At 39.4% G+C, this 14,223-nt stretch carries 9 protein-coding genes and 1 tRNA gene; 4 read left to right on the top strand and 6 right to left on the bottom strand.

Annotation, left to right across the window (positions count from 1 at the left end):
• Positions 1 to 34 precede the first annotated feature (34 nt).
• Both H6G75_RS03095 and H6G75_RS03090 read right to left on the bottom strand, forming a co-directional pair.
• The gene (locus H6G75_RS03095) at positions 35 to 733 is read right to left on the bottom strand and encodes a nuclear transport factor 2 family protein (protein WP_190978533.1); all 699 of its coding nucleotides are present in this window, start codon (positions 731 to 733) and stop codon (positions 35 to 37) included.
• A 520-nt stretch (positions 734 to 1,253) separates the two neighbouring features.
• Positions 1,254 to 6,683, bottom strand: a complete 5,430-nt coding sequence (locus H6G75_RS03090; protein WP_190978532.1) for an AAA family ATPase — start codon at positions 6,681 to 6,683, stop codon at positions 1,254 to 1,256.
• Positions 6,684 to 7,296: 613 nt separating this feature from the next.
• Here H6G75_RS03090 and H6G75_RS03085 point away from each other — a divergent pair.
• Positions 7,297 to 8,481 carry an NAD(P)H-quinone oxidoreductase subunit H gene (locus H6G75_RS03085; RefSeq protein ID WP_190978531.1) on the top strand — a complete coding sequence of 395 codons (1,185 nt, stop codon included), beginning with the start codon at positions 7,297 to 7,299 and terminating at the stop codon, positions 8,479 to 8,481.
• Between the two features lie 284 nt (positions 8,482 to 8,765).
• Complete coding sequence (locus H6G75_RS03080) at positions 8,766 to 9,041, top strand: DUF5132 domain-containing protein (RefSeq protein ID WP_190978530.1); 276 nt, start codon at positions 8,766 to 8,768, stop codon at positions 9,039 to 9,041.
• 135 nt (positions 9,042 to 9,176) lie between these two features.
• Here the strand turns inward: H6G75_RS03080 and nblR are convergent, their stop codons facing one another.
• From nblR to H6G75_RS03060, 4 genes are all read right to left on the bottom strand, one after another.
• Positions 9,177 to 9,863, bottom strand: coding sequence for a response regulator transcription factor NblR (gene nblR, locus H6G75_RS03075; RefSeq protein WP_190969622.1), 687 nt, complete (start codon positions 9,861 to 9,863; stop codon positions 9,177 to 9,179).
• Positions 9,864 to 10,279: 416 nt separating this feature from the next.
• Positions 10,280 to 11,197 (bottom strand): NAD(+) kinase, encoded by a 918-nt coding sequence (locus H6G75_RS03070; RefSeq protein ID WP_190978529.1) that lies wholly within the window; start codon positions 11,195 to 11,197, stop codon positions 10,280 to 10,282.
• Positions 11,198 to 11,329: 132 nt separating this feature from the next.
• A complete protein-coding gene (locus H6G75_RS03065) occupies positions 11,330 to 12,319 on the bottom strand; it encodes an SDR family oxidoreductase (protein WP_190978528.1) in 990 nt (329 codons plus the stop codon).
• A 162-nt stretch (positions 12,320 to 12,481) separates the two neighbouring features.
• On the bottom strand, positions 12,482 to 12,586 hold the full coding sequence (locus tag H6G75_RS03060) for a PetM family cytochrome b6-f complex subunit 7 (RefSeq protein WP_062294992.1): 105 nt from the start codon (positions 12,584 to 12,586) through the stop codon (positions 12,482 to 12,484).
• Between the two features lie 261 nt (positions 12,587 to 12,847).
• Between H6G75_RS03060 and pdxA the strand changes: the two genes are divergently transcribed.
• Positions 12,848 to 13,933 (top strand): 4-hydroxythreonine-4-phosphate dehydrogenase PdxA, encoded by a 1,086-nt coding sequence (pdxA, locus tag H6G75_RS03055; RefSeq protein WP_190978527.1) that lies wholly within the window; start codon positions 12,848 to 12,850, stop codon positions 13,931 to 13,933.
• A 62-nt stretch (positions 13,934 to 13,995) separates the two neighbouring features.
• Positions 13,996 to 14,069: transfer RNA gene (locus H6G75_RS03050), tRNA-Val, on the top strand.
• Positions 14,070 to 14,223 lie beyond the last annotated feature (154 nt).

The following is a 14,223-nucleotide window of genomic DNA, read 5'->3' as shown; positions in this document are numbered from 1 at the left end:
TGACTAATCCCAAATTAAACTCTGTGTAACTTTCTTACATATAACCAGGAACATGTGGTTTATGTGGTTTTTTGGAATTATTAGAATCATTAGAGGAAGTATTAGAAACAGAATTACTACTTCTAGCTGCTGAAGAAACTTCCGCTTCAGGAGAAGCAGGAGAAGAAAGATTTAAGAAATCAATCAATGTCAGAACACGTTCTTTAATTAGCCATTTACCATTTTTACTGACAACTTTATCTACATAGGTACCATTAGCAACGTCAATGCTGGTATCGGAAAGCTTATGAGTTGCATGGAGGTAAGAGGACATAATTGCTGTATTATTGTTGATATCTATCTTGAAACTACCTAGCAAATGTTGAGTAGCAGTATATCCATTAGTTGTAAATACTGAAGAGACAAAATTAGCCCAATTAACTGCACCAATAAATGTTGCCTGAGCGCCATTAGGAAAAATCGCAGTTATTTTAGCATCAGGAGTAAAACATTTTTGGTAAGTATTTATACCTTCTTGTAGATTCCCGCGACCGATAGCATCAGTTCCTAATGCGTAACAAACTGACAAACTTTCAATTTCTGATTCTGCATTTGGTTGTGATGCACTGGCGACATCGAATTTACTTCCCACGAAAATAACCATCACACCAGCCAGCAAAATCAAGCTTAACCGCTTGACAAAAAATGACATTAAATTTGATGCAACCTGCTGAATTTCTCTGCCTTTTTTCATATAATTAACGTCTCAATGCCTATATAAGTGTCTGGATTTTCGCTGGTAATTCTTACTGCAAGCTGGCGCTTATCTAGCTAATTTTAATTAGCTAGATTCTGTTACCTGTATCAGTAAAAAACTATGCCAAAGAAGTTATTTAATTGTTTTTGGTCATATCAATATTAATAACAATTTCTATGTTGGATGGAACTGATAATTACAACCAATTTTTAATTACTAAATTAAATCTATTTTTGTACAAAAAAATCAGATATTTTCTGTAAAAACACTTTCAATCTATAAAAAATTCATAAATAGAATATGAAAAAATAATACCCATCTCTTAAAGGCAAATAGGCGAAAAACAATCCCAAATAAATAGAGACGTTGTATACAACGTCTCTGCTTCGGCTGCAACTTGCTGTTAATTATTTATAGCAGTTGTCAAGTTGTTTAGGACATAGATAAATAATAAAAATTAGACAACATAAAGCTGTTAAAGCTGTCACCTGTCACCTATTAACTGTCCCCTGCTATATTAACCAGAAATAGGAATGGAAATGATAAATTCTGTGCCTACTCCTAAAACTGACTCACAAGTTAAACTGCCATTATGATTATCGACAATAATTTGCCGACTTATAGATAAACCCAAACCTGTACCCTTACCCACATTCTTAGTAGTAAATAAGTGATCAAAAATAGATGCTTTAACTTCTTCTGTCATCCCTTTAGCATTATCTTTAATTTTAATTACCACCTGTTGATTCACTTGATCAACCTCTGTTTTGATAGTAATTGTATTCGTGATATCTGCTGTGTTATCTGCTAATAGCCGGGAAGAGTAGGCTTCTTCTAAAGCGTCAATGGCATTAGCCAAGACATTCATAAAAACTTGATTTAGCTGTCCTAAATAACATTCTACTGAAGGAATGTTGCCATACTCTTTAATAACTTTGATACCTGGATGATCATAATTAGCTTTTAAGCGATGTTGTAAAATCATCAAAGTACTATCAATCCCATCATGAATATTGGCTGATACTTTAGATTTAGTATCCGCGCGAGAAAATGTCCGCAAAGAAGTACTAATTTCTCGAATTCGTTTTGTCCCTGTTTTCATCCCATTAATCATTTTGGGCAATTCTTCTAACAGGATATCTATATCTATTTCTTCAGCTTTATCATTAATTTCACTGCCTGGATTGGGAAAAGTAGACTGATAAAGTTGGAGATAATTAATTAAATCAGTCACAGCATCTTTAGCCAAATCTAGATTACCAGAAATAAAGCTGAGTGGGTTGTTAATTTCATGGGCAACACCAGCAACTAAATTACCTAAAGATGACATTTTTTCACTTTGGATAATTTGTAATTGTGCTGCTTGTAAGTCTTGTAGAGATTGGGATAATTGTCTTGATTTATCTTGTTCGTTGGCATATAAGCGAGCATTTTCAATTGCGATCGCCATTTGAGAAATCAAAACTTTCAATACTTTGACTCTTTCAGGCATAAATGCCCCTGTGGACAATTTATTCTCTAAATAAATAATCCCTGTAATTTGTGATTGATAAATAATTGGCAGACAAAGAATTGATTTGGATTTTGCTGCTTGGATATAGCTATCAAGGCTAAAAGGTTCAGTTGCGGCTGCATCATTTAAAATGAGATTTTCTTGGGTGCGGAAAACATAATTAATCACAGATGAAGGTAAATCGGGATAGCTATTGATAGGAAGTGATTGTAAAACTGTGACCATATCATCCACAGCATTACCAGCAGCTTCGATATATAGCTGATTTTCTTTTACCAGTAGTAATACGGCTTTTTGGGCGGCAGCATTTTCTAGTAAAATCTTGATTAACTTACTTAACAAGTTTTCTAAAACAATTTCATGGGTGATTGCTTGCGAAACTTTAATGAAGGTATTTAAGTCCAAGAAATCACTTAAACCACTACTGGTAGTAGTGTGAGTTGTGGTGCGGATAACATCTACTTTGAGAGTACCAGTTTCGGGGGCTGTCGTTTGTTTGACTAAAAAAGGATATTGGATTTCTAAGTGTTTAACTTTAGCGATCGCACCCCAGCGAATACAGGCATAATAAGCCTTAGTAATGTAAGTTTGCTGAATTAATTCTTTCCCTACAGACTGATAAAACTCACCCGCTAACTGGTATGCTAAAGCCTCATCTAACAGATAACCATTAACTTGGGCTTTTTGAATAGCCAGTTCATAGTAATCCATCGCCTCCAAATGGCGCTGTAAAACTCTCTGTATTTCTGCTTCCACCAAATAAAATTTATGCAGGTGATTCATCGGTGCATGAGTCGCCCAGAGTTCCATTTTTTGCTGATTATTTCTGACTTTGGCTAAAATTTCTGTCTGTGTTGCTTCGGAAGCTGTTTGATAATTTGCCAGTTGTGCTAATGAATCATAAAAATAGAACAAGGGAACTACAAATAATCCGGTGACACCACCTAATGATTTTTCTGCCATTGCTGCATACTCAACAGCAAGCTGATATTCACCAAATAAATAAGCCAGCATCAACTTATTAACAAACAGGTGATTCATAGTGTACAAATCATTCACCTGTTGATGAGTAGGTAACATCACTTGCTCATCGTAAGCTTCGCCCATTAAATAGTAAACATTCTCTGGACTGCCTTTCAAATTCAATACTGTTTGCAGATATATAGAATTCCAAGTAAAGGCGACTTGTTGCTGAATTTTTTTCAGTGATTCACAATAAGCAACCAGTTCTTTTTCTAAAATCCAGAGTTCTTTACCCAGCCAAAAAGAGTGATAAGGATAGATATATCCACAATAACCAGCATATTCTAAATCTCCCGTTTCTAAACCACTGGCAAATCCTTGTTTAGACGTAATTAAGGTTTCTTGAATATGCTCTTGCCAGTGCATCACATGGGCGCTAACTACTGTGAGAATTTTTGGTTTTAATTCTTCAGCATTAAATTGTGAGACTACATTTAATGCTAATTTCCCAAATTCATAGCCGACATCAATTTTGCCTTGAACTCCGCAAAGCAGTAATCCATATAAGCTGTAGCCATAAGCAGAAACAGATGTATTGCCATATTTTAAGGATAAAATCACCATTTCATAGGCAATGAGGGGCATTAACTCAGGTGCAGTTTGAAATGCTGCGGGGAGGACTCCCATCAAAATTCTCATTGCTGCTATCTTTTGGGGATCGGTCATTAATGGTAGATTAATTAAATCTGCGATCGCTCTGGTTTGTAAATTAGCAGTAATCTCTTCTACCCTGAGTTCATATTCCAAGGCTGTTGGTTGCTCTGGAATTTTAATTCCCAATAAATCTAGGGTTGATAATGCGATTTGAATTGCTTTTCGTTGTTGTTTATGAATAATCGAGGCGATAATCTGCACTTCATAAACATGGACTTTATCGAGTAAAGTTTGCGCCTCCAACAACACAACATCAGCCCATTCCAACATCTGATCAAAGTTACCCCCCAAATGAGCAACTTCAGCACCACCTTCATATAAACTTAGTGCTAACTGATATTCTGTTTGCCAAACATCTGTGCTTAACAGTTCTATGCCAATTTTGTAATACTTCAAAGCTGCTTCATAAGCTGTAGAAGCTTTCGCCTTACGTCCCGCAATTAAATTAAACTTGGCTAATTCTGTCTTTTGCGATTGCTCAAATATAGAATTAACCCCGACATTTAGCTGATTGACTATATCAAAAATATGAGTTTCAATTTCTGCTTGAGGGATATTTTTAACCAGCAACTGCCCAATTTTTAAATGAGTGTCTTGCTTTTGAGATGCTGGAATTAACGAGTAAGCTGCTTGTTGTACTCGGTCATGTAAAAATTTATAACTAATTGTAGAAGTTTCAAATTTTAATTTGACAGCCTCTTCTTGATTGAAAACTAAAGGAATTCGGTAACTTTCATTTAAAGGAAGAATCAAACCAGCTTGTAACGCTGGATATAATTCGTTAGCTGTGATTGACGGTGCTTTTTCATTGATAATTGTCAACACATCTAGGCTAAATCTATCTCCGACACAAGCGGCTAATTTTAAAATCTCCTGAGTAGCAGGAGGAAGTTTTTCTAGACGACTAGCAACTAATTCGACAACATTTTTATCAGTAATGCCAATTGCTTGAATTTTTTCTAAGTCCCATTGCCATTGTTGACTATTAAAATCAAATAACAATAAGTTTTCTTGATAAAGTGCTTGCAGTAGTTGAGTTAAGAAAAATGGATTACCACCTGTTTTATTAAAAATTAATTCAGCTAGTTGAAAAATTTGCTGTGCAAATGCTTGAGATATGATATCCTGTTTGCTAGTATGGCGACTGGCTTGTAGAGTCTCTGCAATTAGTTGGTTAACGTGATTTAAATTTAAAGGTTGTAAAACCAGATTATTGACAATTGTGCTGACACTCTCAATTTCAGTGATTGTCTGAATTAAAGGATGGGTGGGGCTGACTTCATTATCTCTGTATGCACCAATGAATAATAAATATTTGCTGTTGGGGTTTGTGGTTAGGAGTTTGATTAAGTTTAAAGTAGCCGAATCTGCCCATTGTAAATCATCTAAGAATATGACTAATGGATGTTCCCTCTGAGTAAAAACTTGGATAAACTCTTCAAAAACACGGTGAAAGCGATTTTGCGACTCGGCTGCACCTAGTTCTGGTATTTCTGGTTGTTTCCCAATAATTAATTCGACTTCGGGAATCACCTCAGTAATTACTTTTCCATTGGTTCCTAAGGCTGCTAATATCTTGCTTTTCCAGACGGCGATTTTTTCTGGACTTTCTGTTAATAAACAGCGTACTAAATAGGTAAAAGCCTGAATTAATGAAGCGTAGGGAATATTCCGCTTGAGTTGGTCAAATTTACCAGAAATAAAGTAGCCTTGTCTTTGGGTAATGGGTTTATTGACTTCATTAACTAATGCAGATTTACCAATCCCAGAATATCCAGAGACTAGCATAATTTCGCTAGTACCAGAATTCACCCGCTCAAAGGCTGCTAAAAGTTCATTAACTTGGGTTTCTCTACCGTATAACTTTTGTGGTATTAATAACTGACTTAAAATATCTAACTGACCAGGAATAAAGTTATTAATCTCCCCTTTAGTTTCTAATTGTTCCAGACAATTTTCTAAATCAACTAATAATCCTGTTGCACTTTGATATCTATCTTCGGCATTTTTCGCCATCAGTTTCATGACAATTTCTGAAACTGCATCGGGAATGTCAGGGTTCAATGACTGAGGATTGACTGCTGGAACTGCAATATGTCGATAAACAACTTCTAGAGGATCTGGGCTGAAAAATGGGATTTGCTGAGTCAGCATTTCATATAAAGTCACACCCAGGGAGTAAAAATCGCTACGATAGTCTAGAATGCGATTCATTCTCCCTGTTTGTTCGGGAGACATATAAGCAAGTGTCCCTTCTACACAGTTAGGATTGGTAAATTGGGGAGTTTCTTTATTTAAACGAGAAGCGATACCAAAGTCAGCAAGTTTAACAATATTAGTTTGTAAGTTAATGATAATGTTGCTGGGTTTGATATCTTTATGAATAATTTGCTGTTGATGAAGATGTTCTAAAGCTTTAGTTAATTCAATTGTAATTTTTAAAGTTTGAATTAAGTCAAGGGTATTTGTCTGGATAAATTGGGCTAAAGATTGACCACCAAAATCTTCGAGTAAGAGACCGACACGATGCTCAAAATTTTCTAACCTAATGGCTTTGACAATATAGGGAGAGTCTAAAGTTTGTTGAATCAGATATTCATTTTTGAGGCGGGTAAAAGCTTCTAGGGTGGGATATTCTTTTTTCAACAGCTTGAGAATAACTGATTGTTTAGTTGCTGGTATGTGTGTGCGATAAATAATCGTTTGCAGTCCTTCATGGAGAGTAGAGAGGATGGGATATTCTGTAAGATGTGGCATTGGTTTTTAGTTTTAAAGGAACACAAATTAAAATAAAATCTTCGCTAATTATGGAAGAGTTACTAGTTTAATTATTCCCAGTGTTCTGGCAATGATCACAATTATGTAAGTTATTAATGCCTCCTATCAGTTTTTTAAGGTAAAAATTGCAGGTAAAACTGATAGAAATATAAAAAGGCAGATTTCAAACAAACAATTTCGGCTTATGGCAAGGTTAATTAAATTCCGTAAATTACCAAGCTTTTTAAGAAGATCACCCTGACACTTAATTCTAAGTACCATATTGCTGTAAAAGCTACTGTGCTTGTACTTAACGTATTGTAAAGAAAGCGATCGCACTCCAACACAAGCAGAATGGAAAAAATTCCGATGCCTGAATTTCCGGCAACTCAAGCTCCATATAATAGTTGAAGAAGTGAAACAAAACGAAACATCGTAAAATCTCTCTGCTGCCACATCTTCTCCAACAAACTCCGGTATTGACAATAGATGCAGGGTTTACCCGCAAAATATTGTCCTTACAAACTTACATTTTGGCAGACACGATTTTATCGGTCTGGTTGGCATCTACGCGGTTCCTTTCAATTTTTGATCATGGGAGAACACGGAATTTATGGCCAGAATAGAAACCCGTACTGAACCAATGGTGCTGAACATGGGGCCACACCACCCCTCAATGCACGGGGTTCTGCGGCTAATTGTCACCTTGGATGGCGAGGATGTCATTGATTGTGAACCGGTAATCGGCTATTTACACCGAGGGATGGAAAAAATTGCCGAAAACCGTACCACTGTTATGTATGTTCCCTACGTTAGTCGCTGGGACTACGCAGCCGGAATGTTTAACGAAGCTGTCACAGTTAACGCCCCCGAAAAGTTAGCTGGGATTGCTATTCCCAAACGCGCCAGCTACATCCGCGTCATTATGCTGGAACTGAATCGCATCGCCAACCACTTGCTATGGTTTGGCCCGTTCCTAGCTGACGTAGGCGCACAAACTCCCTTCTTCTACCAATTCCGAGAACGGGAGATGATTTACGATTTGTGGGAAGCAGCTACAGGCTACCGCATGGTAAATAACAACTACTTCCGCGTTGGCGGTGTGGCTGCCGATTTACCTTATGGTTGGGTAGATAAATGTGAAGAATTTTGCGACTACTTCTTACCTGTAGTTGATGAATACGAAAAGTTAGTTACCAATAACCCCATCTTCCGCCGTCGTGTTGAAGGTATTGGTACAATTACCCGCGAAGAAGCAATTAACTGGGGGTTATCTGGCCCGATGTTACGTGCTTCTGGCGTGAAGTGGGACTTGCGTAAAGTTGACCATTACGAGTGCTACGACGATTTTGACTGGGAAGTTCAGTGGGAAACTGCCGGTGATTGTTTAGCCCGTTATATGGTACGGATGCGGGAAATGCGCGAGTCTGTGAAGATTCTCAAGCAAGCCCTGAAAGGATTACCTGGCGGCCCCTACGAAAACCTGGAAGCTAAACGCCTAGCTGCTGGCAAAAAATCCGAGTGGGATGATTTTGATTACCAGTTTATTGGTAAAAAAGTAGCCCCCACCTTCAAAATGCCCAAAGGCGAAATCTATGCCCGTGTGGAAAGCGGTAAAGGTGAACTAGGCATTTATCTGGTTGGTGATGATAATGTCTTCCCTTGGCGCTGGAAAATTCGCCCCGCAGATTTCAACAACCTGCAAATTCTACCTCACTTATTGCGGGGTGTGAAAGTTGCAGATATTGTGGTCATCCTCGGTAGTATTGACGTAATCATGGGATCTGTAGACAGATAGGCGATGATTCTTGTAGGGTAGGCATTTTGCCTGCCCAAACACACCAAGTAATATTCAGAGTAATAAAACTAGTACAACAAGGCAAAAGTAAAAAGGCAAAAGGAAAAAAAGAATAACGATACTACAAGCCTTTTAGCAATTTCTTAATGATCTGTTTATTTACACCGACCTCTACTAGCCTCTTGGCCTCTGTTACATTACTTTGCAACTGAAAGCTGATTTGCCTGAGTATTAACAAAAAAGAATTAAAATAAATTGAGGAAAACCAGGGAGGTGAACATATTATGTCGATAAAACTTTTACCAGACCTTGGAGATTTAGCGGAAGGATTAGGAGTTACAGGTATTGTTGGGGTTGTGCTGGTGCCTGTATTGTTGCCAGTGGTAGCTGGTGTTGGTAGACCAGTGGCCAAAGCAGTTGTGAAAAAAGGAATATTGTTCTATGAACAGAGCAAAGCTGCGATCGCAGAAGTCAGCGAAGTCTGGGACGATATCATTGCTGAAGCTAGGGCAGAAGTTGGCGAAGAACGGATGAAATCAGCCGAACCCAGAGAAATTTAGGCTGCGTCACCAAATTCCGAATTATAGCAGGGGACAGGCAATAGGTGACAGGTGACAGGTGACAGGGTTAAAAGCTTTGTGCTGTCTCAGTTTTATTATTTATCTATGTCCTAAGCAAATTGGCTACTGCTCTATCTAAGATTCTCGCAAGACATATCCCACACCCCGCACTGTTTGAATCAGGCGTTTTTGACCTTCATCTTCAATTTTCAGGCGCAGATAACGAATATAAACTTCAATCACATTTGACTCACCCATAAAGTCGTAACCCCACACATTTTCTAATATTTGTTCGCGGGTTAATACTTCACGGGGATGTTCCATTAAAAACTTCAATAACTCAAATTCTTTCATCGTTAAATCAATTACCCTGCCATTTTGAATAGCGCGGCGGGTTGAAATATCTAAAACTAAATCCCCAAAACGCAACTGTTCTGTTGTATCAATATCAGGTTTTAAATACAGGCGAATTAGCTTTAAAAATTCTTCTGGGCGGTAAGGTTTGAGAATATAATCATCAGCGCCAGCTTCTAGACAAGCTACACGGTCATCAACGGTATCTCGCGCCATTAAAACCAGCACTGGAGAACGCATCCCAGTACTTCTGATATTTTTACACAAGGATAGTCCAGATTCACCTGCCAACATCCGGTCTAAAACAATTAAAGCAGGTTGACAATCACGGCTATATTGCAAACCACTGGCGGCATCGTGGGCTAAAATCGCATCATAACCAGCTTCTTGTAAATCAGAAGATAGCTGATTTGCAAGGCTTTCATCAGTTTCAATCACCAACACACAGGGACTGTGAGCAACTGTCATAAATTTTAGTCAAAAGTCAATGGTCAATGGTCAACAGGAGTAGCACTCATACCATTTCACTTTCAAAATGATACACACAGGCAAGCAGAGGGAGCAGAGGAGCCAGTTGCATGGGCGGGTCTCCCGACTTGAGCAAACTGGCGTGTGCAGAGGAAGTGATTTGTATCAGTAATTTCGTGAATTGGTATCAGCACTTGGCGATAACTTTGCTTTTTAATTCTATTTATAAACCAGTAATTCGGGAAAAAACCCAAAGAAACAATTTTGACTCAGGTGAAGGTTGTCTATTGATCATGGGTATAGGGGTGTAAGGGTGTATGTATCTCAAACGCTTACACCCCATACCCTTTCACCCCTATACTCAGTCTTCACAGACAATCTTGGTGCCTCAGTCCTCAACTATTAACCATTGACCATTACGGTAATTCCACAGAGGTGGGTTTGGCGATATGGGGTAGACCCCAGCCGAGTTTTTCGCGTAAGATGCGGAAAAACTCTGGCGGTTGTAGACGAATAAATCGGACACTATATTGCGATCGCTCTAAATATACTCGATCTTCCGAAAACACATAACACCCACCATTGCCATCGACTACCATCACCAAACGCGGAATATTGACCGGATAAATATTGACAGTCTCCGTATCTGGGAACACCAAAGCCCTAGAAGCTAAGGAATGCGGACAAATCGGTACTAACTGTAAAGCTGGTATCCCAGGAGTGACTACGGGGCCGCCTGCACTGAGGGAATAAGCCGTAGAACCTGTAGGTGTCGAAACAATTATGCCATCGGCGGCAATATCTACTGGCGCGTGCCGACCAATAGCAATTTCAAAATGACACATACTAGTTAACGGTTCTCGATGCAGCACCATTTCATTCAAGCACAGGGCTTCCCAGAGAACCGACTCTCCTCGCAATACCTTAACAGTCAGCATTGCCCGTTCTTCAATTTCATACTCACCCGCCATTGCTTGTTCCAAGGCTTGGGGGAGTTGATTAAGATAAGCTTCTGTCAAAAACCCCATGTGACCGGTATTCACCGTTAACAAAGGAATACCCAGTGGTGCAACTTGACGAGATGCAGCTAAAACAGTACCGTCTCCTCCCAGGACAACTGCAAACTTCATGTCTGAGTCAAACCCAGGGGGTGTTAAAACATCAACCGGAGTGTGGCATACAGGACTTTCGGGATTAGCATAGCCCAGTATTCCACCGATGCTACTGGTGACACATACATCCCAACCCGCAGCGGTGATTTTCTCTTCTAGTTCGATAGCGATGCGACTAGCTACCGGTTTTAAATCATTGTAGATAATGCCTGCTTTCGGCACATTCAAATATCCAAACTTTTAGCGATGCTTTGTACTATGTAATCCTGACATATTTTGAGTCCATGAGCAAAAGTCAAAAAGAGGCTAGAGACTAGAGGCTAGGGACTAGCATTTTTTACTCAGCACGATTGACTATTGACTATTAACTTTTTTAAATGGCGATCGTTTGTCTTTTTGCTTTTTGGTCTTGGTTTTTTCGTAGTTTAGCTCTTTGAGCTTTTTCATAATTCTACTGAAATACTCTTGTAGATAAACTTCGAGAGTCGTTGTTTCTTGTTGATTTAAACCAAAAACTTGATATACTTCATCCATTGGGGCGTTTAATGGTCTGCCACTGGCTAAAACTTCAGTAAACGCCAGTCTGTCTGCCACATTCCATCCCCACTGAAAGAAGCGGACACATCGGCGCACAGTCCGCAATAAATTTAACGGCATTCTTGTGACTTTAGCATCTTTGCCAGACAAGCGTTCACACAAGCTAATAATTTCTTCTGCACTCCAAGCACGAGTGCCAACAACCGGGAAAGCTTTTTTTTCTGTGGCTGGTACACTCAAAGCCCGCACAGCAAATTTCGCAATGTCTTGAGTATCCATATAAGCAATGGGTGATGACTCGCCAGTTACCCACACTGGTTGTGCTTCTAAAATCGGGATGCCATATTGACCGATTAACCCTTGCATAAAGCCAGCTAAACGTAAAACTGTGTAATTGAGTCCAGATTCAGCTAAAAATAATTCTGTACACCGCTTAATTTCCATTAGGGGTACTTCTGGATATTTTTCGGCATCAATTATAGAGAAGAAAATAAAACGTTCCACACCTGCCGCTTTGGCCGCTTGAATTAAGGCTACTTGCCCTTCCCAGTCTACCTGCTTGATTGTTAAAGAATCGGTGGCACGGGAGGTAGCCGCATCAATAATTGCGGTGACTCCTTCTAGTGCGGCTGGTAGGGTTTCGGGGTAACACAAATCTCCGAGAACGAGTTCCGCACCCCACTCTTTGAGAAACGCCGCTTTTTTACTACTGCGGACAAGACAACGCACTTTATACCCCTCATCGATCGCACGACGAGCCACTTGTCTTCCTAAGGTGCCAGTGGCACCGACTATTAGTAATGTCATGAGGGCTGTATTAAATCTTAATGTTTTATGAAAAGAATCTTAACAGAATTATATCCGTAAACAAAAGTTTACACTTTTCTTAGAAATTAATTAATACCTGAAAACTAAGAAAACAGCGTTGTCCGTTGTCCGGACACGCTATTTTTTCAGACTTCAGAGAGATTATTCTTCTGCACCCTGAATTTTCAGCAATAAAGCACCTAAAGCCCAACCCACGAAGATTAAACTAAAAGCCAGAAAAGCTGTACTGAAAATTTCGCCACCCATTGTTGTGTGTCTCCTTTGTGAATCGTTTGTCATAATTCTAAAGGCTAACCTTTAGATTGCATATAATTTGGGCTGTTTGTTGTCATCTGGTAAATCAGGAGTAGAAGTTTTACTTTTACCAATGACCCCAGATAGACTGAAGTTACTCAACAGCTACCGTTGAATTAGACCTGTGTAAACAATTCTAAACTAGTTTGATGGTTAATCCCGACGATTGCGGGATCAAGCCAATTCCATCACAAATCGAGATAAATTAGCCTTATGTATCAAAGCGAGTCAACACTCATAGCAAAATCACACAAAGCAATTCGGCCTCGATTAGCACTGACATTGGGAGATCCCGCCGGAATTGGGACAGAAGTCATCTTAAAAGCTTTAGCTGATCCAGAAGTAACTCAAAATTGTGATGTCACGGTAGTAGGAAATCAAGATTGGTTAGTGCAGACTTATGACCAATTAAATTTATCGGGTAATTTAGTTGCGTTGGCAAATCCCAACAGCTTAAAAGTTATTGATGTGCCGTTGCATCAAAATCTAAATGAAATTGTTCCAGGTGTGGGTAATGGGGTGAGTGGTGCGGCGAGTTTTGCTTATATGGAATATGCGATCGCCCAAACATTAGCAGGTGAATTTGATGGTATAGTCACAGCGCCCATTGCAAAATCGGCTTGGAAAGCCGCAGGTTATAATTATCCAGGTCAAACAGAACTGTTGGCAGAAAAATCAAATGTAGAGCGATACGGGATGTTATTTGTAGCGCGATCGCCTTACACTGCTTGGACAATCCGCACCCTGTTAGCTACGACACATATTCCCCTGCGCCAAGTAGCAGATACACTCACACCTCAATTACTCAGCCAAAAACTAGATTTATTGGTAGAGTGCTTACAAACAGATTTTGGTATTAGTAAACCCAGAATTGCGATCGCCGGGTTAAATCCCCACAGTGGCGAACAAGGACAACTAGGAACTGAAGAACTCGATTGGTTGATTCCTTGGATCAAACAAGAACAGCAAAAACACCCTCAATTGCTCTTAGAAGGGCCAATTCCTCCCGATACAATGTGGGTGAAACCTGGTCAAGCTTGGTATGGCAACTCTTCCATAAATCATCCAGCCGATGCTTACCTGGCACTTTACCACGACCAAGGCTTAATTCCTGTCAAACTTATGGCCTTTGACCGCGCCGTTAATACTTCCATTGGTTTACCATTTGTGCGGACTTCACCTGACCACGGTACAGCATTTGATATTGCAGGTAAAGGAATTGCTGACTCCACCAGTATGAAAGCCGCAATCCAATTAGCCACTGAGTTAGCCAGTACCAGAAAACAAGTTGATTTATAAAAAATATTCTAGTGCTTGACTATATAAAAAATATGCGCTATCATCGACGATTGTGTGGTTAAGGACGTATAGCTCAGTTGGTTAGAGCGCTACGTTGACATCGTAGAGGTCACTGGTTCGAATCCAGTTACGTCCATGTCCTAATGTACAGTGACTAATTATTGGTCTTGTGATTTAAAGTATATCTTTGCCGCAACGGCAACTTGATGCTTGAAATCATACGTTATGAGTGATTTACAGTGACAAGCTATTGGCGATTGTGCAGAAGCATATTCACATCAGCAAATTTA

Source organism: Nostoc sp. FACHB-280 (assembly GCF_014697615.1).
Lineage (GTDB): Bacteria > Cyanobacteriota > Cyanobacteriia > Cyanobacteriales > Nostocaceae > Nostoc_B.
The sequence above is the reverse complement of the archived record's forward strand: the minus strand, read 5'-3'. Positions and strand labels throughout refer to the sequence as shown.